Source organism: Mycobacterium sp. IS-836 (genome assembly GCF_001954275.1).
Classification (GTDB): Bacteria; Actinomycetota; Actinomycetes; order Mycobacteriales; family Mycobacteriaceae; genus Mycobacterium.
Window position 1 is genome coordinate 14,813 of record NZ_MBEU01000013.1, and the last position, 26,703, is coordinate 41,515.

The 26,703-nt window shown below is 67.9% G+C and carries 19 protein-coding genes and 1 pseudogene; 10 read left to right on the plus strand and 10 right to left on the minus strand.

Annotated features, from left to right (window positions below; translation table 11 throughout):
* Nucleotides 1–39: 39 nt before the first annotated feature.
* Nucleotides 40–1,608 carry a dolichyl-phosphate-mannose--protein mannosyltransferase gene (locus A5747_RS06445; protein ID WP_076122832.1) on the minus strand — a complete coding sequence of 523 codons (1,569 nt, stop codon included), beginning with the start codon at nt 1,606–1,608 and terminating at the stop codon, nt 40–42.
* A 25-nt stretch (nt 1,609–1,633) separates the two neighbouring features.
* Between A5747_RS06445 and rsmI the strand changes: the two genes are divergently transcribed.
* Nucleotides 1,634–2,470, plus strand: a complete 837-nt coding sequence (gene rsmI, locus A5747_RS06450) for a 16S rRNA (cytidine(1402)-2'-O)-methyltransferase (RefSeq protein ID WP_076122833.1) — start codon at nt 1,634–1,636, stop codon at nt 2,468–2,470.
* Here rsmI and A5747_RS06455 read toward each other — a convergent pair.
* From A5747_RS06455 to A5747_RS06465, 3 genes are read right to left on the minus strand one after another with little or no spacing between them, the layout of a single operon-like run.
* Nucleotides 2,437–3,699, minus strand: coding sequence for an aminodeoxychorismate synthase component I (locus A5747_RS06455; protein WP_076122834.1), 1,263 nt, complete (start codon nt 3,697–3,699; stop codon nt 2,437–2,439). The two genes, rsmI and A5747_RS06455, sit on opposite strands and share 34 nt — an antisense overlap.
* A 47-nt stretch (nt 3,700–3,746) precedes the next feature.
* On the minus strand, nt 3,747–4,652 hold the full coding sequence (locus tag A5747_RS06460) for an RNA polymerase sigma-70 factor (protein ID WP_076122835.1): 906 nt from the start codon (nt 4,650–4,652) through the stop codon (nt 3,747–3,749).
* The gene (locus tag A5747_RS06465; RefSeq protein ID WP_076122836.1) at nt 4,649–5,836 is read right to left on the minus strand and encodes an NAD(P)/FAD-dependent oxidoreductase; all 1,188 of its coding nucleotides are present in this window, start codon (nt 5,834–5,836) and stop codon (nt 4,649–4,651) included. The genes A5747_RS06460 and A5747_RS06465 overlap by 4 nt, the downstream gene beginning before the upstream one ends.
* 227 nt (nt 5,837–6,063) lie before the next feature.
* On the opposite strand from A5747_RS06465, the gene A5747_RS06470 reads away from it, so the two are divergent.
* The 8 genes from A5747_RS06470 to A5747_RS06505 all read left to right on the plus strand — a co-directional run bounded on the left by A5747_RS06470 (nt 6,064) and on the right by A5747_RS06505 (nt 18,119).
* Nucleotides 6,064–7,929: a bifunctional diguanylate cyclase/phosphodiesterase gene (locus A5747_RS06470; protein ID WP_076122837.1), complete on the plus strand. Its 1,866-nt coding sequence runs from the start codon at nt 6,064–6,066 to the stop codon at nt 7,927–7,929.
* Nucleotides 7,930–7,936: 7 nt separating this feature from the next.
* Nucleotides 7,937–9,607 carry a hypothetical protein gene (locus A5747_RS06475; protein ID WP_076122838.1) on the plus strand — a complete coding sequence of 557 codons (1,671 nt, stop codon included), beginning with the start codon at nt 7,937–7,939 and terminating at the stop codon, nt 9,605–9,607.
* 29 nt (nt 9,608–9,636) lie between these two features.
* Nucleotides 9,637–11,310, plus strand: coding sequence for a hypothetical protein (locus tag A5747_RS06480; RefSeq protein WP_233147972.1), 1,674 nt, complete (start codon nt 9,637–9,639; stop codon nt 11,308–11,310).
* A 150-nt stretch (nt 11,311–11,460) separates the two neighbouring features.
* Nucleotides 11,461–12,915 (plus strand): polysaccharide biosynthesis tyrosine autokinase, encoded by a 1,455-nt coding sequence (locus tag A5747_RS06485; RefSeq protein ID WP_076122839.1) that lies wholly within the window; start codon nt 11,461–11,463, stop codon nt 12,913–12,915.
* On the plus strand, nt 12,912–14,408 hold the full coding sequence (locus tag A5747_RS06490) for an O-antigen ligase family protein (RefSeq protein WP_076122840.1): 1,497 nt from the start codon (nt 12,912–12,914) through the stop codon (nt 14,406–14,408). The genes A5747_RS06485 and A5747_RS06490 overlap by 4 nt, the downstream gene beginning before the upstream one ends.
* 57 nt (nt 14,409–14,465) lie before the next feature.
* Nucleotides 14,466–15,479, plus strand: coding sequence for a glycosyltransferase family 4 protein (locus A5747_RS06495; protein WP_076122841.1), 1,014 nt, complete (start codon nt 14,466–14,468; stop codon nt 15,477–15,479).
* 16 nt (nt 15,480–15,495) lie between these two features.
* A complete protein-coding gene (locus A5747_RS06500) occupies nt 15,496–16,422 on the plus strand; it encodes an aldo/keto reductase (protein ID WP_076122889.1) in 927 nt (308 codons plus the stop codon).
* Nucleotides 16,419–18,119, plus strand: coding sequence for an FAD-dependent oxidoreductase (locus A5747_RS06505; RefSeq protein ID WP_076122842.1), 1,701 nt, complete (start codon nt 16,419–16,421; stop codon nt 18,117–18,119). Before A5747_RS06500 ends, A5747_RS06505 begins: the two co-directional genes overlap by 4 nt.
* Nucleotides 18,120–18,124: 5 nt before the next feature.
* Here A5747_RS06505 and A5747_RS06510 read toward each other — a convergent pair whose 3' ends face one another.
* Nucleotides 18,125–19,168 (minus strand): glycosyltransferase family 4 protein, encoded by a 1,044-nt coding sequence (locus tag A5747_RS06510; RefSeq protein ID WP_076122843.1) that lies wholly within the window; start codon nt 19,166–19,168, stop codon nt 18,125–18,127.
* 11 nt (nt 19,169–19,179) lie between these two features.
* A complete protein-coding gene (locus A5747_RS06515; protein WP_076122844.1) occupies nt 19,180–20,022 on the minus strand; it encodes a class I SAM-dependent methyltransferase in 843 nt (280 codons plus the stop codon).
* 133 nt (nt 20,023–20,155) lie between these two features.
* Here A5747_RS06515 and A5747_RS06520 point away from each other — a divergent pair, with 133 nt between their 5' ends.
* Nucleotides 20,156–21,034, plus strand: coding sequence for a hypothetical protein (locus tag A5747_RS06520; protein WP_076122845.1), 879 nt, complete (start codon nt 20,156–20,158; stop codon nt 21,032–21,034).
* A 2-nt stretch (nt 21,035–21,036) separates the two neighbouring features.
* Here the strand turns inward: A5747_RS06520 and A5747_RS06525 are convergent, their stop codons facing one another.
* The 4 genes and pseudogenes from A5747_RS06525 to A5747_RS06540 form a co-directional block, all read right to left on the minus strand.
* Nucleotides 21,037–22,968 carry a glycosyltransferase gene (locus A5747_RS06525; protein ID WP_076122846.1) on the minus strand — a complete coding sequence of 644 codons (1,932 nt, stop codon included), beginning with the start codon at nt 22,966–22,968 and terminating at the stop codon, nt 21,037–21,039.
* The gene (locus A5747_RS06530) at nt 22,965–24,440 is read right to left on the minus strand and encodes an oligosaccharide flippase family protein (RefSeq protein WP_076122847.1); all 1,476 of its coding nucleotides are present in this window, start codon (nt 24,438–24,440) and stop codon (nt 22,965–22,967) included. The genes A5747_RS06525 and A5747_RS06530 overlap by 4 nt, the downstream gene beginning before the upstream one ends.
* 11 nt (nt 24,441–24,451) lie before the next feature.
* A complete protein-coding gene (locus A5747_RS06535; RefSeq protein WP_076122848.1) occupies nt 24,452–26,023 on the minus strand; it encodes a sugar transferase in 1,572 nt (523 codons plus the stop codon).
* 112 nt (nt 26,024–26,135) lie between these two features.
* A pseudogene (locus A5747_RS06540) lies at nt 26,136–26,690 on the minus strand (dTDP-4-dehydrorhamnose 3,5-epimerase family protein); the annotation flags it as partial.
* Nucleotides 26,691–26,703: the final 13 nt, after the last annotated feature.

The window sequence follows — 26,703 nt, forward strand, 5'->3', positions numbered from 1 at the left end:
ATCACAGCCCTCACGGCAATCTCGGCGCAGAAACCCGAACTACCGCCAGCTGGGCAGCCAGATCTCCATGTCCCAGGTCTGCTGCGAAATGGGAAGACCGGTAAGCACCGGGAACAGCCAGGCGAAGTTGGTCACCACTAACGCGACGTAGCAGCACACCGCGATCAGGCCCAGTGTCCGTCGCTCGGAGCTTTGACCACGCGCGTAGAGGATGTCCCCACATATCAGGGCGATCCCCATCACCAGGAACGGCGCCATGGTCGCCGCGTAGAAGAAGTACATCTGCCGGTCGATGTCGGCGAACCAGGGCAGCCATCCCGCGCAATAGCCCACCAGGACCACGGCGTAGCGCCAGTCCCGCCGGATCACCGATCGCCAAAGGGCATAGATCAGCACCGGCACCGCCAGCCACCACATCGCGGGAGTGCCGACCAGCATCTCGGCCTTCACGCAGGATTGCGCCCCGCAACCGGCGACGTTCTGCTGATCGATGGCATAGAGCACCGGCCGCAACGACATCGGCCAGCTCCACGGTTTGGATTCCCACGGGTGGTAGTTGCCGGCCGAATTCGTCAGGCCCGCATGGAATTGGAAGGCCTTGGCGGTGTAGTGCCAAAGGGAGCGGACGGCGTCGGGCAGCGGAAGGACGGAGTGGGGGCCGATCGTCTGGCCGACCTCGTGCCGGTCGATCGCGGTCTCCGAGGCGAACCACGGCGCATAGCTGGCCAGGTAGACCGCGAACGGGATGAACGCCAGCGCATAAATGGTGGGGATCAGGTCACGGCGGAGAACCCCCAGCCAGGGCCGGGTCACCTGATATTGACGGCGCGCCGCCACGTCGAACGCCAACGACATCGCGCCGAAGAACAGCACGAAGTAAAGGCCGGACCACTTTGTCCCGCAAGCCAATCCGAGCAGAATCCCCGCGAGGAAGCGCCACCAGCGCACACCCAGCCGCGGGCCCCACACCGTTTCGCCGGCGCGACCCTCCAACAGGGCCACGTGCATTCGTTGCCTCACCTGATCGCGGTCGACGATCAGCGCGCCGAACGCGGCGACCACGAAGAAGGTGAGCAGGCCGTCGAGCAGCGCGGTCCGGGAGGCGACGAAGCTAACGCCGTCGCAGATGAGCAGCACGCCGGCGATGGCGCCCACCAAAGTCGATCGGCTGATCCGCCGCACGATGCGCAGCACCAGGGTCACCATCACCACGCCGAGCAAGGCCCCGGTGAACCGCCAGCCCAACCCGTTGTAGCCGAAGATCGCCTCGCCCAACGCGATCAGTTGCTTGCCGACCGGCGGATGCACCACCAGCCCGAAGCCGGGATTGTCTTCCACCCCGTGGTTGTGCAGCACCTGCCAGGCCTGAGGCGCGTAGTGCTTCTCGTCGAAGATCGGCGTGCCCGCATCGGTCGGTGAGCCCAGGTTGAGGAATCGGGTCACCGTTGCCAGCAGCGTGATCACGCCGGTGACCACCCAGCCGCGGATCTGGTCGGTGGGCCCGAAATCGGCGACCGGGATTAGCGGGCCCGGGCTGACGACGGGCACGACGCGCTCCCCGACGGCATCCTCCACTGTCACGGAGGTTTCGCGGGCCGGAGCGGACATCGGTGTCGATCGTAGGCTGTCCGTCATGACCTACGGTCGCCTGTTGCTCGGTGCGACCCCGTTGGGCCAGCCGTCGGATGCCTCGCCTCGGCTGATCGACGCGCTCACGAGCGCCGACGTGGTGGCGGCCGAGGACACGCGGCGGGTGCGCACCCTGGCCAAAAACCTCGGCGTCGCCATCACCGGCCGGGTGGTCAGCCTGTTCGACCAGGTCGAGGCCGCGCGGGTGCCCGCGCTGGTCGACGCGGTCAAGGCCGGGGCGACGGTGCTGGTGGTCAGCGACGCCGGGATGCCGGTGATCAGCGACCCCGGCTATCGGCTGGTCGCCGCTTGCGTCGACGCGGGGGTGCCGGTGACGTGTCTGCCCGGGCCGTCCGCGGTGACCACGGCGCTGGCCGTATCCGGTTTGCCGTCGGAGAAGTTCTGCTTCGAGGGCTTCGCCCCGCGCAAGAGCGCGGCCCGCAGGACGTGGCTCAAGGGACTGGCCGACGAGCGGCGCACCGTCGTGTTCTTCGAATCGCCGCGCCGGCTGGCTGCGTGCCTGCGCGACGCCGTCGAGGAACTCGGCGGTGAACGCGCGGCTGCGGTCTGCCGGGAGCTGACCAAGGTGCACGAGGAAGTGGTGCGCGGATCGCTCGCCGAGCTGGCGACGTGGGCGGCCGACGGCGTGCTCGGCGAGATCACCGTCGTCGTCGCCGGCGCCGTCCCGCGCGCCGACCTGCCGTCGTTGGTGGCGGACGTGGAGGAGCTCGTCGCGGGGGGTGCCCGCGTCAAGGACGCGTGCGGCGAGGTGGCCGCGGCGCATCCGGGTGTGCGTTCGCGCCAGCTCTACGACGCGGTCTTGCGGTCACGCCGCGAGTGAGTCGGAAGTGTCAGCCCGACGCCGGCCGCCTTGTGCAGACATTCTTCCCATTCGGCGTCGGGGTCCGAGTCGGCGGTGATTCCGCCGCCGACGCCCAGCACCGCACCGCCCACCGCGTCGAACTCGACGGTGCGGATCGCGACGTTGAGCTCACACCCGGCGATTGGCGATGCCAAACCGACTGTGCCGCAATATATCCCGCGGCGCCGTTGCTCCCATTGCGAAATCAATTGGCGGGCACGGTGTTTGGGGGTACCCGTGACGGAGGCGGGCGGAAAGGCCGCGTCCAGCAGTGCGGTCGTCGGCAGCTCCGTCGGTACCCGCGCCGCCACCGTGGACACCAGGTGCCACACGCCGGGCGCACGACGCACCACCAGCAGCTCGGGCACGGTCACCGTGCCGGTGATCGCCACCCGGCCAAGGTCGTTGCGGACCAGGTCCACGATCATGATGTTCTCGGCGACCTCTTTGGCCGAAGCCCGTAACTCCGACGGCCAGGCATCCAGCGGCAGGGTGCCCTTGATCGGGCTGGACGTCACGACGCAACCGCGGCGCCGCAGAAACAGCTCCGGAGACAGCGACGCCACCGCGCCCCACGGTCCGGCGACGTAGGCCGCCCGGGACGGAGCGGTACGCGCGACGCCGTCGACGAAGAAATCCAGCGGCGCCCCGGTGACGCGTCCGGTGAACTGCGTGCACACGCACGCCTGGTAGACCTCGCCGGCGCGGATCGCCTCCAGGCAGGCGAGCACACCGCCGCGGTGCTCCGCGCGGTCGGCCGCGTCCCAGTCGATCCGGCATTCGCGCCCGGGCGCCGGTGTCGCGGCCAGCGCCGCGGTCAGCCAATCCGGCATCGGGACCCCGGAAAGGCTTTCGTACCACCACTGCCCGTCCCGGTCGCGGCGCAGCACGCAGTCGGTCCACCCCCCGGCGGCCTCGGGGATCCGGTTCGGACGTCCGTCGGCGCCCGCGTCGGGATAGGACAGGTAGCCGACCCAGCCGCCGCCCACGGCCGCGGAATCCGGCGTCCGCGCGTCCAACCCGACCGCGAACGCGTCGCGGGCGTCGACCGGTTGCGCCGACACGCTCGGTGCGATGACGGCCTGCGCGCCGAACCAGTCGCCGGTCAGCGCGGCCGGCGGCGGCAGACCGAGCCGCCCGGTGGCGTCGCCGACGGCGCGCAGCACGCGGGGCGCGTCGCCAAGGTCGCCGAGGTCGTCGATTCGCACCGATCTAGCTTGACAGAACGACGGACAGCCGCACCCCGCACCGGGGGTCAGCCGCGGCTGATGTCGCGGGCCGTCGCCAGCGCGGCCAGCTTGTCGGGATTGCGCATCACGTAGAAGTTGGTGATCTTGTCGCCGGCGATCTCCAGCGTGATCACCATCTCGAGGTGTTCGTCCTGATAGACCAAGACCGCCGGGGCGCTGTTGCAGGTCACCATTTCGATGCGCACCGCGGCCCACAATTTGCTCATCTTGCGCATCAGCCCGGCGATGGCCCTGGCCACCCGTTCGGCACCGATCACCGGCCGCCGCGCGGCGGACACCTTGCCCCCGCTGTCGGCCATCCAGGTCGCATCCGGGGCGAGCATTGCGATCAGCGCGTCCACGTCGCCGTTGGCCGCCGTGGCCAGGAATTGGGCGGTGATCTCCGCGTTGCGGTGCGCGTCGACCGTGTCGAAGCGCTTGCGCCGCGCCCGCACATGCTCGCGGGCCCGGTGCGCCACCTGCCGCACGGTCGGCGCGGGCTTGCCGACCGCCTCCCCGATGTCGGCGTAGTCGAAACCGAACACCTCGCGCAGCACGAACACGGCCCGTTCGTCGGGGCTCAGGGTTTCCAGCAGCACCAGCATCGCCATCGAAACCGATTCCGCCAGAACGACATCGGCCGACGGGTCCTGGTCGTCGGTCAGCAGCGGCTCGGGCAGCCACGGCCCCACGTACTCCTCGCGGCGACGGGCGCCCGCCCGCAGCGCGTTGAGCGCCTGACGGGTGACCAGCTGGGCCAGGTAGGACTTCGTGTCGCGCACGGTCGCGAGGTCGACGTCGGCCCACCGCAGATAGCTGTCCTGCAACACGTCGTCGGCCTCGGTCGCCGAGCCCAGGATTTCGTAGGCGATGGTGAACAACAACGGCCGCAGCAGCGTGAACCGTTCGGCGTGCTCACCGGGGGCGATCATGGCAGCGGGACCCGCTCGTCGGCCTGCAGCCGCGCTGCGCGGTTGCCGCCCTTGAGCCAGTAGTACGAGCCGGGCTTGGCGGCCTCGCGGCGGATGGCCCACAGCGTGCCCTTGCAGATCGCCTCCTTGAGGGACGCGGCGGTCCGGCCGGCCAGCACCGCGTTCACCGGGGTGTCGTCGGTGCGTGCGAGCTGGAAGGTGGCGTGGGCGCGGCCGAGGCTGATGCACTGCCCGACGAACGCCTGGTTGAGCGCCGCGGGTGTCCGCCCGGCGATGCGGCTGAGCACGGTGTCGGCGGCCTGGGCGCCTAACGGCCCGGCGGCCTGGCAGCTCATGCGCAGCGGCTGGCCCGACGGCGCGGTGGCGTCACCGGCGGCGACGATGCGATCGTCGTCGACGCTGGTCAGCGTTTCGTCGGTGAGCAGCCGCCCGATCGCATCGGTGCTCAGCCCGCTGCGCGCGGCCAGATCCGGCACCGCGAACCCGGCCGTCCACACCGTCGCGGCGCTGGGCAGCACCGCGCCGTCGCTCAGCACCACCGCGTCCCAGCGGACCTGGGTCGCTGCGACGGATTCCAGCACGTTCACGCCGAGCTTGCGCAGTCGCTTGCCGACCGAACGCCGACCCCGCTCGCTCAGCGACGGTCCGAGCGTCCCACCGCAGACCAGGGTCACCGGGCGTCCCCGCGCGCCCAGCTCGGAGGCCGTCTCGATGCCGGTCAATCCGGCGCCGATCACGGTGACCGGGGCGTCCGGCGGCAGGTCGGCGAGGGCGTAGCGCAGCCGCCGCGCGCTTTCCAGGTCGGCGATCGCATAGGCGAATTCGGCGGCGCCGGGGACCGTCGAGGGCATCGCGCCCGTACTGCCGACGGCATAGATCAGGTAGTCGTAGCTCAGCTCGGCGCCCGAGGCGAGCAGCACCCGCCGGTCCGCGAACTCGATGCGGTCGACGGTGTCGACGATCAGCCGGATTCCGTCGCCCAGCAGCTCGCCGAACTCGGCGGTCGCGGCGCCGGTGTCGGCGACCAACTGGTGCAAGCGAATCCGTTCGACGAAGACGGGACGGGAGTTGACCAGAGTGATTTCGATGTCCGGACGCTGCCGCAGGCGGTTGGCGGCCACGGTTCCGGCGTACCCGCCGCCGCCGACGACGACATGGGTTCTTGGGGCGGTGACCTCGCTCATTTCTGTCTCCTATTCTCACGGGACGTGTGCCCTTGAGACACCGCGGCCTGTTGGGGTGTGACAGATCCGGGCGGACTGTGAGCTGTTTCACTCGCCGGATTGACCCGAAAACTCCAGGTACAGGCCCATCGCAAGCCCCGCTTAGGCGGGGTAGCGCGTGTTACGCTTCGCCATACTGATTGGGCCAGCCGCCCAGACGGGACATTTGCCCGACATCGGAGGAGCCCGTGCCGCGCAGTCTCGATCTCGTCGTCACTTCCGTAGCCACCCAGCTGATGCAGGCCACGAGTTCCACCGCGACTCAAATCAGCGAACGGATACTCGCGCAGCTCGTCGAGCAGTTCGACATGGACAGCAGTTTCCTGCGCCACCACGACCAGGACGTCCGGGCCTCGGTGCTGGTGGCGGAATGGCCGCCGCGCACTGACGTTGCGCATCCGGATCCGATGGCCGTTGTCCACTTCACCAGCGCCGACCCGGTGCTCGCGGAATGCGAGCGCAGCAGGAAACCGGTGGTGATACCCGACGATCAGAGCGGCCATTCCCTGCACCGCTGGCTCGGCGGAGCCAAGGGACGCCCCTCGCCCTCGGTGGCGGCGGCCCCGCTCGTCTCGGGCGACGCGGTCACCGGCGTGCTCGGCTTCGTCAAGTACGGCAGCCGGAAGTGGAAGCCGGAGGAGCTAAACACGCTCGAGGCCGTCGCCGCGCTGTTTGCGCAGCTTCAAGCCCGCATCGCGGCCGAAGAAAAGCTGCGCTACCTCGCCGAGCACGACGACCTGACCGGTCTGTACAACCGTCGGGCGCTGGTGGCGCATCTGTCGGAGAGACTGGCCGCTGGCAGTCCGGGGCCCGTTGCGGTCTTGTATTTCGACCTCGACCGGTTGAAGCCGATCAACGACTACCTCGGCCACGCCGCGGGCGACTGGTTCATCAAGGTCTTCGCGCAACGCATCCGGGTATGCGCGGGAAGTCAGAGCCTGATCGCGCGGCTGGGCGGCGACGAGTTCGTCGTCATCCCCGACCAGCCGATGTCGACCGGAACCGCGGAGTCGTTCGCGCGCCGCATCGGCGCGATGCTGCACGAGCGCATGGCCGTCGGGGGATACATGATCACCCGCACCGTCAGCATCGGGCTGGCGGTGGGCATGCCGGGCCGCGACAACAGCGCCGACCTGCTGCGCCGCGCCGACGAGGCCGTGCTGACCGCCAAGCGCGCGGGCGGCAACCAGGTTGCGGTGTCCACCGATGACATGTCACTGAAAAGCGCCTTCCGCAACGACATTGAGCTGCACCTGCGCGGGGACATCGACAGCGAAGCGCTGCTGCTGCATTATCTGCCCGAGGTCGACCTGTGGACGGGCGCCATCGTGGCCGCGGAGGCGCTGGTCCGCTGGCGGCACCCGATCTGGGGGTTGCTGCTGCCGGACTCGTTCATCGGGGTGGCGGAGACGACCAACCTCGCGGCGGAGCTGGGCCAGTGGGTAATGCGAAGCGCCTGCGCGGAATTCAGCCGCTGGCGCGCCAACGGTGTCGGGCAGAGCGCGGTGCTGCGCATCAATGTGTCACCGGTTCAACTGATCACCCGCGGCTTCGTGCGCAGTGTCGCCGACACCATCGAGGAGTTCGGCATCGACGGCGGATCGCTCTGCCTGGAGATCACCGAGCGGGCCGTGGTGCACGACATCGAGACCACTCGCAAGACGCTGACGGAACTCAAGGAGGTCGGGGTCCAGATCGCCATCGACGACTTCGGGACCGGCTATGCCGTTCTCTCGCACCTGAAGTCGCTGCCGGTCGACATCCTGAAGATCGATACCGCGTTCGTCCGCGAGTTGGGCAGCAACGCCGGAGACCTCGCCATCGTTCGGGCGATCATAGGGCTGGCCGAGGCCTTCGGCCTGCAGGTCGTCGCCGAGGGAGTCGAGACACCCGCCGCCGCACTGACATTGATGCAGCACGGTTGCCACCGCGCCCAGGGATTCTTGTTGTCGCGGCCCGTTCCGGGTGACGCGATGGAAGCGTTGCTGTCCGCGCGCTGGTTGCCGATGCCGTTCCTCGCCGACCGCGAGTCGCTGTCGTTGGGCGTGATCTGACATTCCGATGTTTCGTCCATCGAAGAAACGCGTGCTGGCCGCTGTCGTGTGCACGATCGCGGTGGTGCTGGACGGATGCGGCAGGCACAGCGACCCCGGACCGCTATCCGCGATGGTCAGCCCGGCCATACCGCCGACCGTCCAACAGATCTCCAACCCGCTGCGCGGGCAGTACGAGGATCTCCTGAATCCCCTTTTCCCGCAGGGTAATCCGGCCCAGCAGCGCTATCCGGCGTGGCCGGCTTCGTATGACGCGAGCCTGCGGGTGTCGTGGCGGCAGTTGCAGCCGACCGATCCGCGCACCCTGCCCCCCGACGCGCCCGACGATCGCAAGTTCGATTTCAGCGCGATCGACGATGCGCTGACGAAGCTGGCCAGCCGAAACATGCGGATGACGCTGCGCGTGTACGCGTACAACTCGTGTTGCAACGACTCGGGCAATCCCAACATCGCGATTCCCGACTGGATGCGCCCGGCGGCCACCACCTATTCGGGGCCGCCGAACGGTTCCGCCGCGGGCGTGACGCAGGTGGTGCCGAACTGGAACAACCCCGATTACCTCGACGCCTTCTCCCAGCTGCTGGCCGCGCTGGGTCGGCGCTACGACGGCGACGAAAGGCTCAGCGTTTTCGAGTTTTCCGGCTACGGGAATGCCAGCGGCAACGACGTCGCCTATTTACGCGACGCGTTGGGCGCGCCAGGCCCATCGCCCGACGACAGCGTGGCGATGCTGGGGTACTACAGCCAGTTTCGTGATCAGAGCATCACCATCGCGTCCATTCGGCAGCTCGTCGCGGCGAACGTCAACGCGTTCCCCCACACACAACTGGTCGTCACCCCGCAGAACCCGGAGATCGTGCGCGAGCTGCTCGCCGACGACGTCACCAAGAAACTGTCCGCGCCGGTGGGCATCCGTTCGGATTGCCTCGGCGTCCAGGAGCCGCTGCCGGCCTGGGCCGATTCCAACGACTCTCACTATGTGCGCTCCAACGACGCGGTCGTCAACGCGATCAAGCAGCGGCTGACCTCGGCGCTGGTGATCACCGAATGGTGTCAGCTACCGAGCGGAGCCGACCCGCGGGCCTACTACGAAAAGGGACTGCACGACGTCATCAGGTACCACGTGTCGATGACGTCGAGCACCAGATTCCCGGACCGCGACGCGACGTCGGCGATGGACGCGAACTTGTATCTGCTCTGGGCCAAGGCCAATGCGTCGGCCGGCTACCAGTATTCGGTCGAGGCGCGTCCGGGCTCGCAGTCGATCCAGGGCAAGGTGGCGAGCATTTCCGTCGTCTGGACCAATTACGGTTCCGCGGCCGCGACCGAACAGTGGACGCCCGGCTACAAGCTGGTGGATTTCTCGGGGACGGTGGTCCGGACCGTGCCGGCGACGGTGAACCTCAAGACACTGGTTCACGACGACTCGAGCCAATCGCGCGAGGAGGCGGTCCCGGCCCCGACGACCGAGTCGGTGCACGTCGACCTGACCGGCTTGGCGCCGGGACACTACACGCTGCGCGCATCCGTTGACTGGCAACAGCACAAACCGGGCGCCTCACATGTGGTGAACTACGCCCCCATGGCGTTGGCCCGCGACGGCCGCGACGGATCGGGCATGTATCCGATTGCCACACTAGATATTCCGCGCGACTCGACGACAACCAATGGTCAATGATTCGCCGGGCGCGATCTAGCATCGCAACGATGATCCGAATACAGGGAAAGCGCACGGCGGCCATTGCCGTGTGCGCGGCCCTGGCGCTGAGCGGGTGTAGTAGTCGCAATAACCCCGAGCCGTTGACCCCGATCGCCAGTCCGGCCATCCCGTTGACCGAGCAGGAGATCCCCAACCCGCTGCGCGGCCAGTACGAGGATCTCCTGATGCCGCTTTTTCCGCAAAGCAATACGGCGCAACGGTATCCGCCGTGGCCGGCGTCGTACGACGCGAGCCAGCGGGTGTCGTGGCGGCAGTTGCAGCCCACCGATCCGCGCACGTTGCCCCCCGACGCGCCGGACGATCTCAAGTTCGATTTCAGCGCGATCGACGACGCGCTGGCGAAGCTGGCCGGCCGCAACATCCGGCTGACCCTGCGCGTGTACGCCTACAACTCCTGTTGCGACGCCACCTATCCGAACAACACCAATATCGCGGTTCCCGACTGGATGCGGTCGGCGACCACCAGCTATACGGGGCCCGAACGTTATTGGTGGACGCCCGGGGTGACGCAGGTCGTGCCCAACTGGAACGACCCGAATTACCTGGAGGCGTTCGGCCAACTGCTGGCCGCGCTGGGCCGGCGCTACGACGGCGACGAGCGGCTCAGCGTTTTCGAGTTCTCCGGCTACGGGGATTTCAGCGAGAACCACATCGCGTATCTGCGGGACAAGTTGGGCGCGCCGGGTGCGTCCCCCGAAGACAGCGAGGCGCGGCTGGGCTATTACAGCCAGTTCCGCGACCAGAGCATCACGAAAGCCGCCATCGGCCAGCTCGTCGCGGCGAACGTCGCCGCGTTTCCCCGCACGCAACTGGTCACGACCGCGCTCAATCCGGAAATCGTGCGCCAGTTACTCGCCGACGACGTCACCAAGAAACTGTCGGCGCCGGTGGGCATCCGCTCGGATTGCCTGGGCGTGTTCGCGCCGTTGCCGGTGTGGGCCGAGTCGGACAAGTCGCATTACGTGGAGTCGAAGGATCCGCTCGTCGGCGCAATCAAAGACCGGCTGGCCTCGGCACTGGTGATCACCGAGTGGTGCCAGCTGCCCGCCGGCACCGATCCGCGGTCCTACTACGAGAAGGGCTTGCACGACGTCGTCCAGTATCGCGTGTCGATGACGTCGAGTTTCAACTTCCCGGATCGGGACTCCAGCACCTCGATGAACCCGGCGCTGTATCTGCTGTGGGCCCAGGCCAACGTGGCCGCCGGCTACCGGTATTCGGTCGAGGCCCGGCCCGGCTCGCAATCAACACAGGGCAAGGTCGCGACCATCTCGGCGGTGTGGACCAATTACGGCGCGGCCGCCGCGACCGAGCATTGGGTGCCCGGCTACCGGCTGGTGGATTTCTCGGGGGCGGTCGTTCGGACCCTGCCGGCAACGGTCAACCTCAAGGCCCTGGGCCAGGGGCAGACCGGCGACAACCCCGGCAAGGAACCGGTGCCGGCATCCTCGACCGAGGCCGTTCACATCGACACGTCCGGCCTGCCGCCGGGGCGCTACACGCTGCGTGCGGCCGCGGAATGGCAGCAGCACAAGCCGCTCGCATCGCACGTGGTGAACTACCCGCCCATGCGGATGGCCCGGGACGACCGGGACGAATCGGGCTGGTATCCGATCGCGACGCTCGACATACCGCGCGATGCGGTCACGCCCGAACGGTGAATGGCGGGCAAAGGGGACTGGACACCGCTAATAGCGATTCTGACGATGCCGCATGACGATGCTGCATAATGTGCGAAGCTTTGCGCGGCGGGTGAGCAGTAAACGGAATCGATGCTATTCGTGTGGCGTCGGCTCAGAGAGGTTTAGTGGATGGATTTCCGCACCTTTATCCGGGTCATGTTCGCGCACTGGAAACTGTTCGTGGGCGCACTGCTCGCGTGCACGATCGGCGCCGCGGCCCTGACGGCGTTTCAGACCAAGCACTATCAGTCGTCGGCCACGGTCCTCATCTCGTTTTCGGGCGCCACCGATCTGACCGAACTGTACAACGGCACGTTGACGGCGCAAGAGCGGCTGTCGTCGTACGCCCAGATCGCCGGCGGACGAACGGTGGCGGAGCGCGCGGTGGCGCAGCTGCAGGTCCCCATCAGTCCCGATGTATTGGTGAACCAAACCCAGGTGAAATACACCGCGAAATCGATGCTGTTCACGATCAGCGTCAAAGACACCGATCCGACGCGTTCCGCGGCACTGGCGGGCGCGATGGCCGATCAATTCGCCGCGATAGTCGGGACGCTCGGCGTGAATCCCGGTCCGAGCGGGCCGGTAGCCGTCGGCACGCGACCCGAGGCGGGCGAGCCCACCCCGGCTCCGGGCCAGCCGACGGAATTGCCTGGGCCGCAACAGCCGATGGCCAAAGGAACGCCGGTGGCAAGGGCGAGGGTGGTGGAGGCGCCCCGGGTGCCCGACGGTCCGATCACGCCGTCGCCGGTGCGCAACACCGTGATGGGGTTCACCGCCGGGTTGCTACTGGCCATCGCGGTCGCACTGACCCGCGAGGCCAGCGATCGCACCGTGCGCACCCGCGAAAAGCTCGAAGAACTTTCGGGCCTGCCGACCCTGGCCGAGCTGCCCGGAAAGCGTGGCAGCGCACCGCGGTTCGGCACCGACATCGCATTCGACGACGCCGTGCGCGGCTTCATTGCCCGGCTGCGCAGGGCAATGGGACCCGACGCCCGCCGCGTGCTGGTGGCCGCGCCGTTCGGCGGTGAGGGAACCACGACCACGGTGCTCAACCTGTCGCGGGCACTGGCCGAACTCGGGCAGGACATACTCATCGTCGAAGGCGACACCCGCCGGCCCGTGATCGCCGGGTTGCTGAAAGTCGAATCGGGCGAGGGCCTGAGCCACGCGCTGGCCAGCCCGGAAATCGCCGCGGAAGTCGTGAAGCCGACCCCGATTTCGAGGCTGTTCCTGCTCGGATCGCGGTCGCAGCGCCGCGAGACGTCGCCCTGCAGCGCCTACGCGCCGGAAGTGATCGACAACGTGTTGAAAGACCTGTCGTCACGCTTCGACCTGACGGTGGTCGACGGGCCACCCGTGCTGGCGACGGCCGACACCGCCCTGCTGGCCGGCGCCGTGCAGGCCACGGTCTTGGTCGTCCGGGCGAAGCGAACCACCTTCGATGAACTCAAGGACGCGTTAACCGCCTTGCGCGCGGCCGGCGCCCAGATCGTCGGCACCGTGCTGACCGACGCCCGGCCGTCCGTACACAGCAGGGCCGCCGCCCGCAGCTACCGGGCAAAGGTCAGCAGGCCGGCGTGATCCCCTACCTGCCGGGCCGGCCTCGCCTGGTGATCGACGGAGTTCTGCTGGCGCTGTTCGTGTTCGGCTGCTTTATCTTCGGCGTGCTCTCGGTGCGCCGAACCACCGAGGGCGTGCTGCTGATCGCCGCGTTGTTCTGCCTGGTCGTGTACTGGGTGAAGCCCGAAGGGATGGTGGGGGTCACGCTCTTCGGGGCGTTCGCCGCGCTGCCCGAAGGGTTGCACGTCGGCAAGGTCATGGGCCCGGTGGCGATCTATGCGTACCAGGTGACCGCGGTGCTGGCGATCTGCTACCTACTCCCGATCGTGCGGCTGCGGTTCGCCGATTTTCGGCTGCCGCTGATATTCACCACGGCCGTGATCATCTTCACCGCCGTCGGATTCGAGATGAGACATGACGCCGAAATGGTGGTGCGCGAATCGACGACCCTGCTGGAAATGGTCGTGGGGTTCGTGCTGGCGCTGTTGATCGTCTACGGCGGCTACCTCAAATGGACGATCCTCGTCATGATCGTGATCCTGTGGTTTTCGGCGGGCATGGCGATCGTGAGTTCGTTGCATGCCATCCGGCTGGCCGGCCGGGCGGAAAGCCTGGAGGGGACGACGGGCGCCGGGCAGGCGCTGCGCATCGTGCTGTCCACCCAGACGCCGGCCACCGCCGTGCTGAGCGCACTGATCGCCGCCGCGATCATCGGCCGGGTCCGGCCCGCCATGTTCTTCGCGCTCGGCCCTCCCGCGCTGGTGATTTCGCTGCTGTCCTTCGCCCGCAACACCCTGATCGCCGTCGCGGTGGCCGCCGCCGTCGCCTTCCTCGCCAGCTTCGGCTGGTCGGCGCTCCGCCGGACGGCGACCGTCGCCGCGGTCAGCGCGGCGATCTTCGCGGTAACGGTGCCCGGATCGCTGTTCTTGCTGCAGCATTCGGAAGCCGGCGCATGGCTCAGCGATCAGTTCACCGCGTTCAACCAGCGGGTGCTCGGCGGGGTTACGAAAAGTGCTCTCGCCGTGGACGAGTCGACGCTGGACAGGCTGAGGGAAGTCGCCCGGCTCAACCAGGCCATCGCCCAGGCGCCGGTATTCGGCCACGGCCTGGGCTACGCATACCAACTGCCGTCCGGGAACGACCCCAATGCCTTCGCATGGAAGCTGGGCCCCACGTACTCCCACCTCTTCTACCAGTGGTGGCTCGCCAAAGCCGGAGCGGTGGGCATGGCGGTGTTCGCCTGGTTCGCGCTCACGCCGGTCGTCCGGGCGTTCCGCTGCGCCTCGACGCCGGCGAAGATCAGCGCGGCGGTCGCCGCCGGCCTGCTCGCGATCTCGGCGGTGTGGCCGTTGCCCGAGATGCCGATGGACGCCCTGGCCCTCGGTCTTGCCCTGGGCGCGGCGATGGCCTTTGCCGGCCTGCGAGGAAGGGGCCAGGACGACGGCCAGCCGGATTTCGGTCATGGGCCGGTTAAAAGCGGTGAGTTTGCCACCGTTTCGGCCGGCCACGGCTGACAAGCTGATCTATGTTGACCGTGTGGTCGATTTGCTGTGGGACCTAGCCGAGCGACGATGATCGCCGTCATTCACGTCGGGCCGGACATGTACAGCTTCGGCGGGACGCAGTCGGTCATCCGGGTCATCCGCGACAACAACATCGGCGCGGACGACATCCGCGTCCTGTCGACATGGAACGGACGGCGCCACTCGAAGAGCCTCGTTCTCACGGCCCGTGCCGGACTGGCACTGGCCAGGGCCCCCCGCGCGGCCATCGTGCACTTCCACATCTCCAACGGCGGAGCGTGGTTGCGCGAAGGATCGTTGATCCGGTTAGCCAGGGCCCGGGGTTTCCGGGTGATCATCACCATCCACGGCTCCGATTTTCCCGATTTCGCCCTCTCGCACCCTCGCTTCGTCGGCGCCACGCTGAACCGCGCGGACCACGTGATCCTGTTGTCGGAGGAAGCGCGCGCCGCGACGATGGAGGTGGCGCCGACGGTGCCAACCTCTGTGGTGGCGAATCCGATTGTGATCGATTGGGATTCGCCCGGCGCCAGCACGACGCCGCCCGTGGTGCTCTTCGCGGGCACCATCGGCCGGCGCAAGGGCGTCGATCGGCTCGTCGAGGCGTGGCGGCTGCTGCTCGCCGAGGGCATCGAGGGTCGCTGCCGGATAGTCGGCCGCGTCGATGACTACGTTCCCCCGCCCACCGAGCGCATGTCCGTTGAGGCCCCGGTACATCCGGACGGGGTGCGTGACTTGATCCGGTCGGTGCGAGTGGTCACCCTGCCTTCGTTCGCCGAGGGAATGCCGATGATCCTGACCGAGGCCCTCGCCGGTGCGCGTCCTTTCGTGGCGACCCCGGTCGGCGGGACGGCCGAAATCGCTTCGGACCCAAGTATGCTCGTGCCCGCGGGCGATGTGCCCGCCCTGGCCGCGGCGATCGGTCGGTATCTGCGCGACGCTGACTTGGCCGAGCGCGACGGGTTGCGGGGTCAGGCGCACATCGCTGCGACCCGCAGCCCCGAAGTGATCGACGCGGAGCTCCGCCGGATCTACGAGGGCTGTGGTGTTGGAGCAGATTGAACTTCGGGGACCGCAGCTGACACTGAGTGCGGTCGGCTTCGGATGCGGCGGGCTGATGCAGTCGCCGTCCCGGAAGGACCGCATGGCTGTGCTCCGCAACGCGGTCGACTGCGGGATCACCCATTTCGACACCGCGCGGATGTACGGGCTTGGCATGGCGGAGGCGGAGCTGGGGCTGTTCCTGCGTACGGTCAAGCGCGACAGCGTCACCGTCGCTACCAAGTTCGGCATCGACGTCGGCGGCGCGGCCCGCCGTCTCGGCCGCTATCAGGCTCCGGCGCGCGCGCTGCTGCGAAAAGCCCCGGGACTCCGGCGCGCCGTCAAGCAACGCGCGAACAGACCCGCGACCGCCCGGCTATACGACGCGGACATGGCCGAACGCAGCCTCGATCAGAGCCTCGCGGCGCTGGGCGTCGACTACGTCGACATCCTGTTCGTCCACGGCCCGCGGCCGGGAGACACCATCGTCGGCGATGAACTTCGCCGATTCTTCGAGCGCGCCCGCCGGCAGGGCAAGATTCGCGCGTGGGGCGTCTCCCAAGACGAGGGGCTCGACGTGGATTTCGCCGGCGCATTCGCGCCCGAGGGCGTGAGCCAGCTTCGCGCCGATCTGCTCAATCCGCCGCCGCGTCCGGCCGATCTCGCGTTCGGCGTGCTGAACCGGCCGTACGCGGCACTCTCGGCGGCGCTGCGTGCGGACGCACTGCTGGCGCAGCGGTGGCGCGAGGCGCTCCAGATGGATCCGCTGGCCCCCGGCGTGCTCCCAAAACTGATCCTCGGGTCCTCCGCCGCCGCAACGGGTTGCCCCGCAATACTTTTCAGCACCACCAAGCCACACCGGGTCGCCGAAGCCGCGGCCGCCGTCTCGTCGCCGCCGGACGCGGAGACCTCGAACCGGTTCCACACCCTGGTCGAGGAGTTTCGAGCGGGGTTCGCGGCATGATCCGCGGCCCAAAGGAATTCGTCGCCGGCACGGAGATCGAGACCGATGTGGTCGTCGTGGGGGCCGGGCCGATCGGCATTGTGACAGCGCTGGAGCTTGCCGGATCGGGCGTGCAAGTGGCGCTCATCGAAAGCGGTCTCGCGCGTACAGACCGCGCGGCGCAGGAGCTGGCGACCCTGGACTCGCGCCAAGACGACTACTTCCATTCGCGCAGTGAGCTGACGGTCCGCCGACAGGTCGGCGGGACCAGTGCGCTCTGGGGTGGCCGCTGCGTCAAGTTCGATCCCATCGATTTCGAGGACCGGCCGATCACCGCGCAGGCGCCCTGGCCGATCGCGGACAAAGAGATTGAGCCCTACCGGCAACGGGCCTGCGATTGGGTGGGATGCGGTCAGGCCATATTCAATGCGCGCGAAATCCCCGAGATCGCGAACGACGACCTGGTCGCCGGGCTGCCCGACGGCGCGGTGCGCACGACGGATCTGGAGCGCTGGGCCCCAACACGTTTCGGCCGCGAGTACCGGGCCGCGCTGCGTGACGCCTCCCTCCTTACGTTGTGGACCGGCCTGACGTGCACCGAAATCGTGACGACCGAAGCCGGGGATTCGGTCGACCACCTCGTCGTCAAGACGCTCGACGGCCGGGCGGGCAGGGTCGTCGCAAACGACTACATCATCGCGACCGGCGGACTCGAAGCGACTCGCCTGCTGCTCGCGTCGGATCGCCACCATCCGGCCGGCCTGGGCAACGCCGGCGGGCACCTCGGACGCTGGTACATGTCCCACGTCGAGGCCCGCGTGGCGCGCGTGCACTTCGCCACCGACAAGGTGATCCATGCCTACGAGCGAGACAACGAGGGCGTGTACTTGCGGCGGCGTTTTACCTTCGACCCACAGCTGCTCCGCGATACCGGGATGCCGAATGCCGCTGTCTGGCTGGTGAATCCGCCGATCAGCGACCCGGCTCACGGAAGTGGGATCCTGTCCGGCGTGTACCTCACGTTGATCTCCCCGCTCGGCCGGTTCCTGCTCGCCCGGGCGATTCGTGAGGCGCACACCAAGACGGACGGATCACCGCGGATCCGGGCGCATCTGCGCAACATCGTGCGAGACTTGTTCGGTTCGATTCGATTCGCGATCGTATTCCCTTACGCCCGGTTCCTCCGCAGGGGCCGCAAGGCGCCCGGCTTCTTCGTCAAGAGCGCCGACAATCGGTATCTGCTGCACTACCACGGCGAGCATCTTCCGCACTGGGAGAGCTGCGTCGAGCTCACCGACGAGCGGGATTCGCTTGGCATGCGCAGGATCCGGACCCATATGCACTTCTCGGACGCCGACTACGAGAGTGTGCGCAAGGCCATCGCCCTGATCGACGAGCAGCTGCGCAGTCACGGTGTCGGCCGCGTGGAGTGGCTGACCGACGACGTCGAGCGGTCGGTGCATACGTTCATGAAGGGGTATGCCGGCTTCCACCAGGTCGGAACCACTCGGATGTCGGAGACTGCGCAGGACGGGGTGGTGGATCCGAATCTCGCGGTGCACGGGGTGCGCGGGCTGTACATCGCGAGCACGTCCGTCCTGCCGACATCGAGCCAGGCCAACCCGACGCTGCTTGGCATCGCCCTCGGGGTCCGGCTCGCCGAGCACGTCGCTAGCGCCCGAATCGCCTGCGGGCCACCGGATTCCAGGACAGCCTGAGCGGGTCAACGCCGAGCGGACAACACCTCGGCGATAACTTCCAGAAAACGATCCGCGACGTGCTCGACGGCGCATCGGCGCGCGTAGTGGTGTGCCGCCCCCGCTCCCAGTTGTGCCGCGACGGACGGGTCGGCCAGCAGATCGAACGCGGCGGCGAGCCCGGCGACGTCGTCGACCCCGACCGGGGCGCAGCCCGGCGGCTGGTATTCGGGCAGACCGCCGACGTCGGACACGATCGGCATGACGCCGAGCTGCATGGAGAGCACCTGCACGCCGCTTTGTGACGCGCGCCGGTAGTGCGAGACCGAACCTTTCGCGGCGGCCAGCGTCGGGATCACATCGGCGTAGCGGTAACTGCCGTTGCGCCAGTGGGTGTGTTTGGGCAGCGCCCCGGCGTCCAGCGTCCCGTCGCCGATGAGCACCAGGTTGTCGCCGCGCCAGCCGCCGCCGACGACATGCCGCCGCCACGCCTCGAGCACCACGTCGACATTCTTGTAGGGGTTGAGCCGGCCGAACATGACGAAGTCGTGGCGCCCTTCGGCCCCCACGAACGGCGGCACCCGGGGCGGGTCGATGTCGCTGGCGAGCGGCACGACATGCACCGGCGTGCCGGCGACATCGCGGCGCTGCGCGACGGCGGCCGCGACGTAGTTGCAGTAGGTGATGGTGGCCGCCGAGCGGGCGCCCCAGCGGTCGAATACCGCCCGCTCGTAGGACGGCCGCTCCTCGTCGGGGTCGTGCGGATTGTCGTCGTGCACCACCTGGATCCGTGGGGTGCGGCCGGCCAGCGCGATCCAGCGTGGATCACGGACGATTTCGGCGATCACGACGTCGGGCCGGAACCGGCGGACGCGGCGCCACGCCTTGACGGTCGGGGGCCACGTCGCGGCGGTCTTGAATCGCGGATCGAGCACCAACTCGTAGTCCCGCGCGGCGTCCGACTCCGGGTGCCGGTCGGAGGTCACCAGGAGCACGTCGGCCCCCCGCCGGATCAGCGCCTCGGACTGAACGCGTACCGCAGGCCGCGTCCACGGCGAAAGCCACAGCACCCGAGGCGAATTCACGCTTCTCCGTCGGCCTGCAGGAACATGTCGGCGTCGGTCCACATCCGGGTCTCCAGCGCGCGTCGCGGCACGCCTTGGAGGAGGTTGGTGACCCGCGGGGAGGCCAGGAGGCGCCAGGCCAGCGGATTGATCTTCGCCCGCGTCCAGATGTGCAGGCCCATCCCCCCGAGCCACCACCACCGGGTCTTGGAGGTGTGGAAGTGCATGCCGAAGCGCTCTCCGATCAGCTCCAGCGTCCGCTTTTGATAGAAGGTGATGTGCTGCCCGGTGGCGAAGGCGTAGTACATCCATTCCTCCGTCGGCGGGGGCCCGCCGTCGAAAAGCTCCGTCGTGAAGACGATGGTGTCGGTGCCCGTCGTCTCCAGCAGCTCGGCCACGAACGCGACCGGGTCGGTGAGATGTTCCATCACTTCGAAGGCGGTGACCGCCGTGTACGGCGCACCCGGACCGTCGTCCGCCTCGAAGCCCTGTGCGGTCAGGTTGGGGGAGTACTTGTCCGTCCAGTAGTAGTCGAAGCCGACGTCGCGCATCAGGCGGGTGAAAACGCCGTAGCCCCCGGCCGCGTCGAGATACCGCCCGTTGCGATCGAAGAGTAAGAACAGCAGCACCGACATCGCGCGCGCCAGATATTGGTTGCGCCACAGCATGGTGGTATCGGCTGCCGCCACCGGGCTCGCATACGCTTCGTCGAGCCAATAAGGCTCTTCGGTCTGCAGCCCACCGCAGCTGTCGCAGAAATAGTACTTGCAGTCGTATTTGCCCAGGATCTTATGGGTGAACACCGGATTGGTGCTGGAACTGCAGATGCGGCACAGCACGATATCCAGCCTCCTGAGCATCCTCCGCGATATCAGAGCGGAAGAAGAACACTGGTGAAACTACGGCACGCTCGGCGCGGTGAGCAAGCCAAAACCGTCCGGAATTGATTGTGCGCAAGTGATTTACCCTCGGCGTGGTAGCTTTAACCTCCAAATGGCCAGAAGCGCGGCACCCCCGCCGGGAAAGACGCTGAGGCAAAGGATCCGGCGCATTCTCGGCAGTGAAACGCGGGACCAGCTCAAGGATCTGATCCTTTTCGACCATTCCCAATCGGTGAAGGCAAACCATCCCAATCCGCTGAACCGCGCCGGGAAGAAGTGTTTTTCCGCGACCGACGAGGACGGGATAACGCTGGAGATCCTGCGCCGGATCGGCCGGCTCGACGACGGCGTCTTCGCCGAATTCGGTGTCGGCGACGGGACGGAGAACAACACACTTATCCTTGCCGCGCTGGGCTGGAAGGGCTTCTGGGTCGGCGGCCAGGATCTGGCGGTCGCATTCCAGCCCGGGCCGCACTTCACCTACGAAAAGGCGTGGATCACCGCGGAGAACATCCTCGACCTGAGCCGGTCGTGCCTGCAGAGAATCGACGCCACGCAGGTCGACGTAATCTCCCTGGACCTCGACGGCAACGACATCTATCTCGTCGAAAAGCTCTTGGCGGGCGGCATCCGTCCCAAGCTGTTCATCGTCGAATACAACGGCAAGTTTCCGCCTCCAGTGAAGTTCCAGATCGCCTACGACCCCGATCATGTCTGGGAGTCCGACGACTACTTCGGGGCATCGCTGAGCAGCTTCGCCGCGCTGTTCGCGCGCTTCGACTACCGCCTGGTGTGCTGCAATTCCCACTCGGGTTCCGACGCGTTCTTCATCGACACCGCCCTGTCCGACCATTTTGCGGACGTCCCGACGGACATCGACCAGATCTACGTGGAGCCCCGGTATTTTCTCTACGGCGGATTCGGCCAGCACAAGACCTCACCCCGCACGGTTGCGAAGATCCTGGGTGCAAAACCCAAGCAGCCGAGCTGAATTCACAGCACGCCGTTGATGGCGTCCACGTAGGCGTCGGTCATGGCCTCCACCGTGTAGTGCCGGTGCATGCGCTCGCAGCCGCGTCGCCCCACCGACGGCAGCGCGTCGGGGTCGGCCAGGATGCGCGCCAGGTTTTCCCTCCATCCCGGCACCGATACGGGCTCGACGAGGAATCCCGCGCGCCCGAAATCCAGCATTTCCGGGACGGCGCAAATCGCCGACGCCGCGACGGGCACCGCCCGGGCCATCGCCTCGAGGATCACCAGCGGGAAGGCCTCGGAGCGGCTGGGGACGCAGAGCAGGTCGGCGTCGGCCAGCGCGGGGCCTGGACCGGCCGACCATCCGCGCCAATGCACCCGATCGCGCAAGCCGGCGGGCGTGCGCGCCTGCAGCCGCTCCCGATCCGGACCGTCACCGAAAATCGATAGCTGCCAAGGCATGTCGGCGAGGTCGCCGAGCGCGTCGATCAGCACGTGGGGGTTTTTGTGCTCGAGGATGCGCGAGAGCATCACCAGGTGCAGCGGTTCGTCCGCGCGGCGGATCCGGGGTGCCGGGTCGGCGGGCGGTGTGACGCCGTTCGGCGCCACGAAGCGCCGCCCCCAAAGCCGATGCTGTGCGGCCAGCATGTCCCAATGCCGTTGCGCCAGCACGATGAAGCCGTCCGCGCGGCGCATCGCGGCGGTCAGGGCCCGCGAGTAGATGGGCCGGTCTTCCTCGGGAGGAACGTGCGGGGCGACCAGCCAGCGCCGGCCCCGATCGGCGGCGCGCCACAACGTGGCGAACCCCGCCTCGGTGTTGGTGTCGGCCGTGATGAGCACCGCCGGGCCCGCGGGGAGGTCGACCGCCGGTGCCCACCAGGGCTGGCGCACCACCCGCACGGTAGGCGGAATCTCGGAGATCAACGGGCCGAACCGTTGCATGCAGACGATGGTGACCGGGTAGCCACGCCGGTCCAATTCCGTTGCCAGCAACGCCTTTTGCCGCTCGGCGCCCCCGTACACCAGGCGGTTGGTGCTGATCACTATCGTCGGCAGGTCCGCGGTTCTGGCCGCCTCGCGTTTCGGCCGCCGCAACCGGTCCAACAGGGTGGTCCCGGCCAAATACGCGTCGGCGTGGTGAACGCTGTTCCGGTGTTCGAGCAGTAAGGCGGCGCTGGCGCGCGCCAGGTCGCGATCGCGGTCGCTGGCCACCGGATCGCCCTCGTCGACACCGACTTCGTCGGCCAGCAGCATTCGCCAGCCCGCCGCGCGGGCGCGGGTCTGCCAGTCGGCCTCCGCGCCGTGCCGGAAGAATTCTTCGTCGAAGCCGCCGATGGTGTTCCAGGCCGCGCGGTTGACGGCCAGGCAGGCGCCGCCCAAATACCCTTTGATGCCTCGTGATTCGGGAGGTTGGCGGCGATAGGGATGGGAGATCGGGGTGCGGCGCAGCGAGCCGGAGCGGCCGGTGCTAGCGGTCAGCGCTCGGATCAATGTTGGGTTGCGGGTCGCGATGTCCCACGGCTGGCGGCCCGGCGCGGTCCCCATCGGCGAGACCGCCGCCACGCCCGGTTGGCGAAGCAACTCTCGGGTGCGAGTCAACGGTCCCAGCAGGCGGGCGTGGGACTTGAGCAACAACAGTTCGGCGTCGCCCGGTGCGTGCTCCGCAAGCGCGTTGAAAGCCGCCGCGAAGCCACGGTTCGGCGGGCCCGGCACCCAGTGCACACCCGGGTACCGTGCGGGCAGGTCCGCTTGACCGGGCGTTCCGTCGCCGTCTTCCCGGTAGACGTAGACCGGCAGTCGCGGAAGATGTTCGGCGATGCTGCGCAGGCACGTCTCGAGCGGCGCGTCGCTCACGTCGCTGACGATCAGCACGGCAAGTGGGCGCTCGGATGGTAGGGCGGCCGGGGCACCGACCGGGCGCTTCAGATATGCCCGGTCCATTTCGCGCGTCATGCCACCAGCTGGTCCCGCTGCGACGAGGCCCGCAAGGAGGACAGGTCCGACCAGCTGAGCGGGCCGACGGCCGCGCTGGTGGCCAGGTAGGTGGCGGCGGCCGCGGCGAGGATGAGCACGACGTGCTGGCCCGAGAGCAGCAGCGTCACCGCAACACTCGCTCCCGTCGGTATCAGCAACCGCAGCAAGAACATCACCGGCGTACGGTAACCGCAGCGCCGGCGCAGCCACCAGGTGCTGATCACCATGTTGAAGAACTCGGTGCACACCAACGCGATGCCGGGGCCGACGGCGCCCAGCCGCCCGGCGAGGGCGAGATTGAGCCCGACGTTGAGCACCAGGGTCGCCATCGTCAACCAGAACAAGACCCTCTGGTGATGGCTGGCGACCAAGCCCTGGCCAAGGGTGCCGCTGACGAATCGCAGGGCCGCCGCGACGAACAACAGGGCCAGCGTCGGCGTGCCGCGTGCGACGAACGCCTTATCGCCGAAGAGCCCGATCAACGGTCCGGCCAGCAGCGCGCCGACGACCGCGACCGGGACGGCCACGAAGTACATCAGCTCGACGCTGCGGCGCAGGAAGCCGGCGAAGGCGGCGACGTCACGCGCGAACAACTCGGTGCCCGTCGACAGCGTCGATTTGAGGAAAATCAGCGACACCACAATCGTGTTGAAGGCGATCGTGAACGCCAGCCCGTATACGCCGACCTCGGAGTGGGTGCTCAGCAGCGACAGGATCACGCCGTCGGCCCTGCAGTACAGCAACCCGACCACCAGAAACCCGATGAGCGGCAGGCTTTCCCGCAGCAGGTCGGCGGACTCCCGCACCGCGAAGATCGGGCGCACCGAGATATGCCGCATCGCGGCAGCGCCCTGGATCAGCAGCTGCAGGGCGGGCGGGATGAGCTGCGCGACGGCGAACCAGATGACGTCCGACCGCGTCGCCACCAGGCAGGCGACCATGGCCAGCGCGGCCAGCCGGCCGACGACGTCGGAGATGGCCACCGCCGAGAACCGCACGGTGGCAAGGAATACCGGTTCGAATCGGGTCACCATGGTCTGCATCAGCAGCGCGCCGGATAGTACGACGAGCATCACCCGTACTTCGGGGTCGCGATAGACCAGCAACCCGGACACCGCCGCCAGCGCCGCGAGCGGAACGCAATAGACCAGGGCCAGGCCGCTGTTGATGCGCACCAGGCGCTCGAGGTCGCCGCGGCCGGAGGTCACGCGGCGCACGATCACGGTGGCGATTCCGAGGTCGGCCAGGCTCGTCCACATCGCGATGAACAGAAGCGCGATGGAAAGCTGGCCGTAGCGCCCGGGCCCCAGATAGCGCGCGGTCATCGCCACCGAAACCACCGACGCCAGCATCCCCAGCACGCGGCAGATCAGCTGGATCGAGAACGCGTGGGCCATCCGCGCGAGCGGCACCGATCCCACGACCGCACCTGGTGCCGTCGGCTCGCTCATGGCTGGCGAGCCTAGTAGGCGCCGTGGCTCGTTAATACGGCTTTCACCGTCTTGGCGATGATCATGAGGTCACCGGCCATCGACCAGTTGTCGACATAGGACAGGTCCAACCGGACCGACTCTTCCCACGAGAGGTTCGAGCGGCCGCTGACCTGCCACAGCCCGCTGACGCCCGGCTTCACCAGCAGTCGCCGCTTGACGTCGCCGTCGTAGTTCTCGACTTCTCGGCGCAGCGGGGGCCGCGGCCCGACGACGCTCATATCCCCCTTGACCACGTTGAGGAATTGCGGCAGCTCGTCGATGCTGAACCTGCGCAGGACTCTGCCGACCGGCGTGACCCGGGGATCTTCGCGCATTTTGAACAGCATGCCGCCGTCGCTGTCGTTCAGCGCCAACAGATCTGCGATCTGCCGGTCGGCGCCGTCGGTCATCGTTCGGAACTTGAACATCGTGAAGGGCTTGCCCTCGATGCCGATCCGTTCCGACGGGTAGAAGACGGGGCCCCTGCTGGTCAGCTTGATGGCGATGGCCGCCGCGATGAGAAGCGGCGCTGTCGCGATGAGGGCCATCAGCGAGAAGCAGACGTCGAAGACCTGCTTCTCGAAGCGTTGGCTCCCTTCGTATTGCGGCTTTTCGACGTGCAGCAACGGCAATCCTGCGGTGAGGCGCAGGGTCAATCGCGCTTCCGCGACGTCCACCACCCCGGGCGATACGACGAGGTCGACGTCCATCGTCTCCAGCTGCCAGAGCAGCTCCCTGATGCCGTGCACGCCGAAATGCTCCGTGCGCGTCACCGCCACGGTGTCGGCGCCGCAGCGTTGCACCGCGGCCACCGCGTGGGTTTCGTCGCCGAGGATCTCGACTTCACGGCTCCCGACGATCAGGGTTTCGCCGCGCGGCGGCCCATATCCGGAAATGCACACACCCGCCACGACGCAGCCGTCACTCGGATTGCGGGACAGTTCGGTAACGAGGTGAGCGACGGCCTGCCTATCCCCGATCGCCAAAACCGTTGTCTGGCAATGGCCGTGCGCCCGCTCGCGGCGGATATGCTGGCGCCATAGGCTGCGGCTGGTCAGCAATCCCAAGGTGCCGACCGGAAGCGCGATCGCGAGATAGCCGCGCGCCAGGTCGACTTTGGCGAGCAACGTCACCATCGCGATGATCCCGAACGTCCAGAATGACGCGCTGGCGATGCGCCGGTACTCGTCGATCCCGGCGCCGATGACTCGCGTCGATCTCGTTTGGAATATCGCAAGGGACGACAGCCATAGCCCCGCGAAGAGAACGGAGAACAGCGTCATCACCGGGTCCGAGTAGCCCGACGTGTTCGCGATCTCCCCGAACCGGACGTACTGCGCAAGGAATACCGAGGCGACGACGATCACCGAGTCGCTGATGCGCAGGCTTTGCGCATAGTGATCCTGCCAGCGACGCACGGCATTGCCGACGGTGGACGACACGGCAGGCACGGGTAGTGGCGAAACATCGGTCGGGTCGGGAGGCAACGGCATCATGCCGGTCGGCTTGCGCCTCTGGCGTCGCTGCTCGGGCTGCACGAGATTCACCGCGTCCAGGGCCATCACACACCTACGCTCTCGCCGAGAGGCCGGATCGAATGCCGGCGGGCAAATGGCGCGGGGTCTCGCGGGGTTGATCGTCAGCCCGTCCGGCCGCGTGGAGGCCGCCCGCTCGGGCCGCGTTCTCGGCTAGCGCCGGCCCGGACGCGCGGAAGGGCCAGCTGGCGTCTTGCTCGGAGATGACGGTGACCGGCAGGGGCCATTCGATTCCGAACTGGGGATCGTCCCAGCGGAACCCCTCCTCGCCGTTCGGCGCGGGCTGGCCGCTGACCTGGTAGCTGACCTCGGTGTCGTCGATCAGGGTCTGGAAGCCGTGTGCGACATACGGTGGCAAGAACAGCGCTCGGTGGTCGTCGGCGCTCAACTCCACCATCACGTGGTCGCCGTAGGTCCGCGAGTCGGGGCGGACGTCCACCGTGGCGGTGGCAACGGCGCCGCGGGTGCACCGGACCAGCTTGGCCTCGGCGTGTGGGGGCACCCGGCGGTGCAGACCGCGTACGGTGCCGCGGGTGTAGCTGAACACGACATCCGTCTGCATGGCATCGAAAGGCAGGCCATGATTAGCGAATTCGCGTGAGCAGAACGACCGCGTCGAGTAGCCACGGTGGTCGCGTTGCGGTTCGAAGTCGATGATCGTCACGCCGGCGACCTTCGTGGGCGTGTATTTCACTGACGACTCCTTC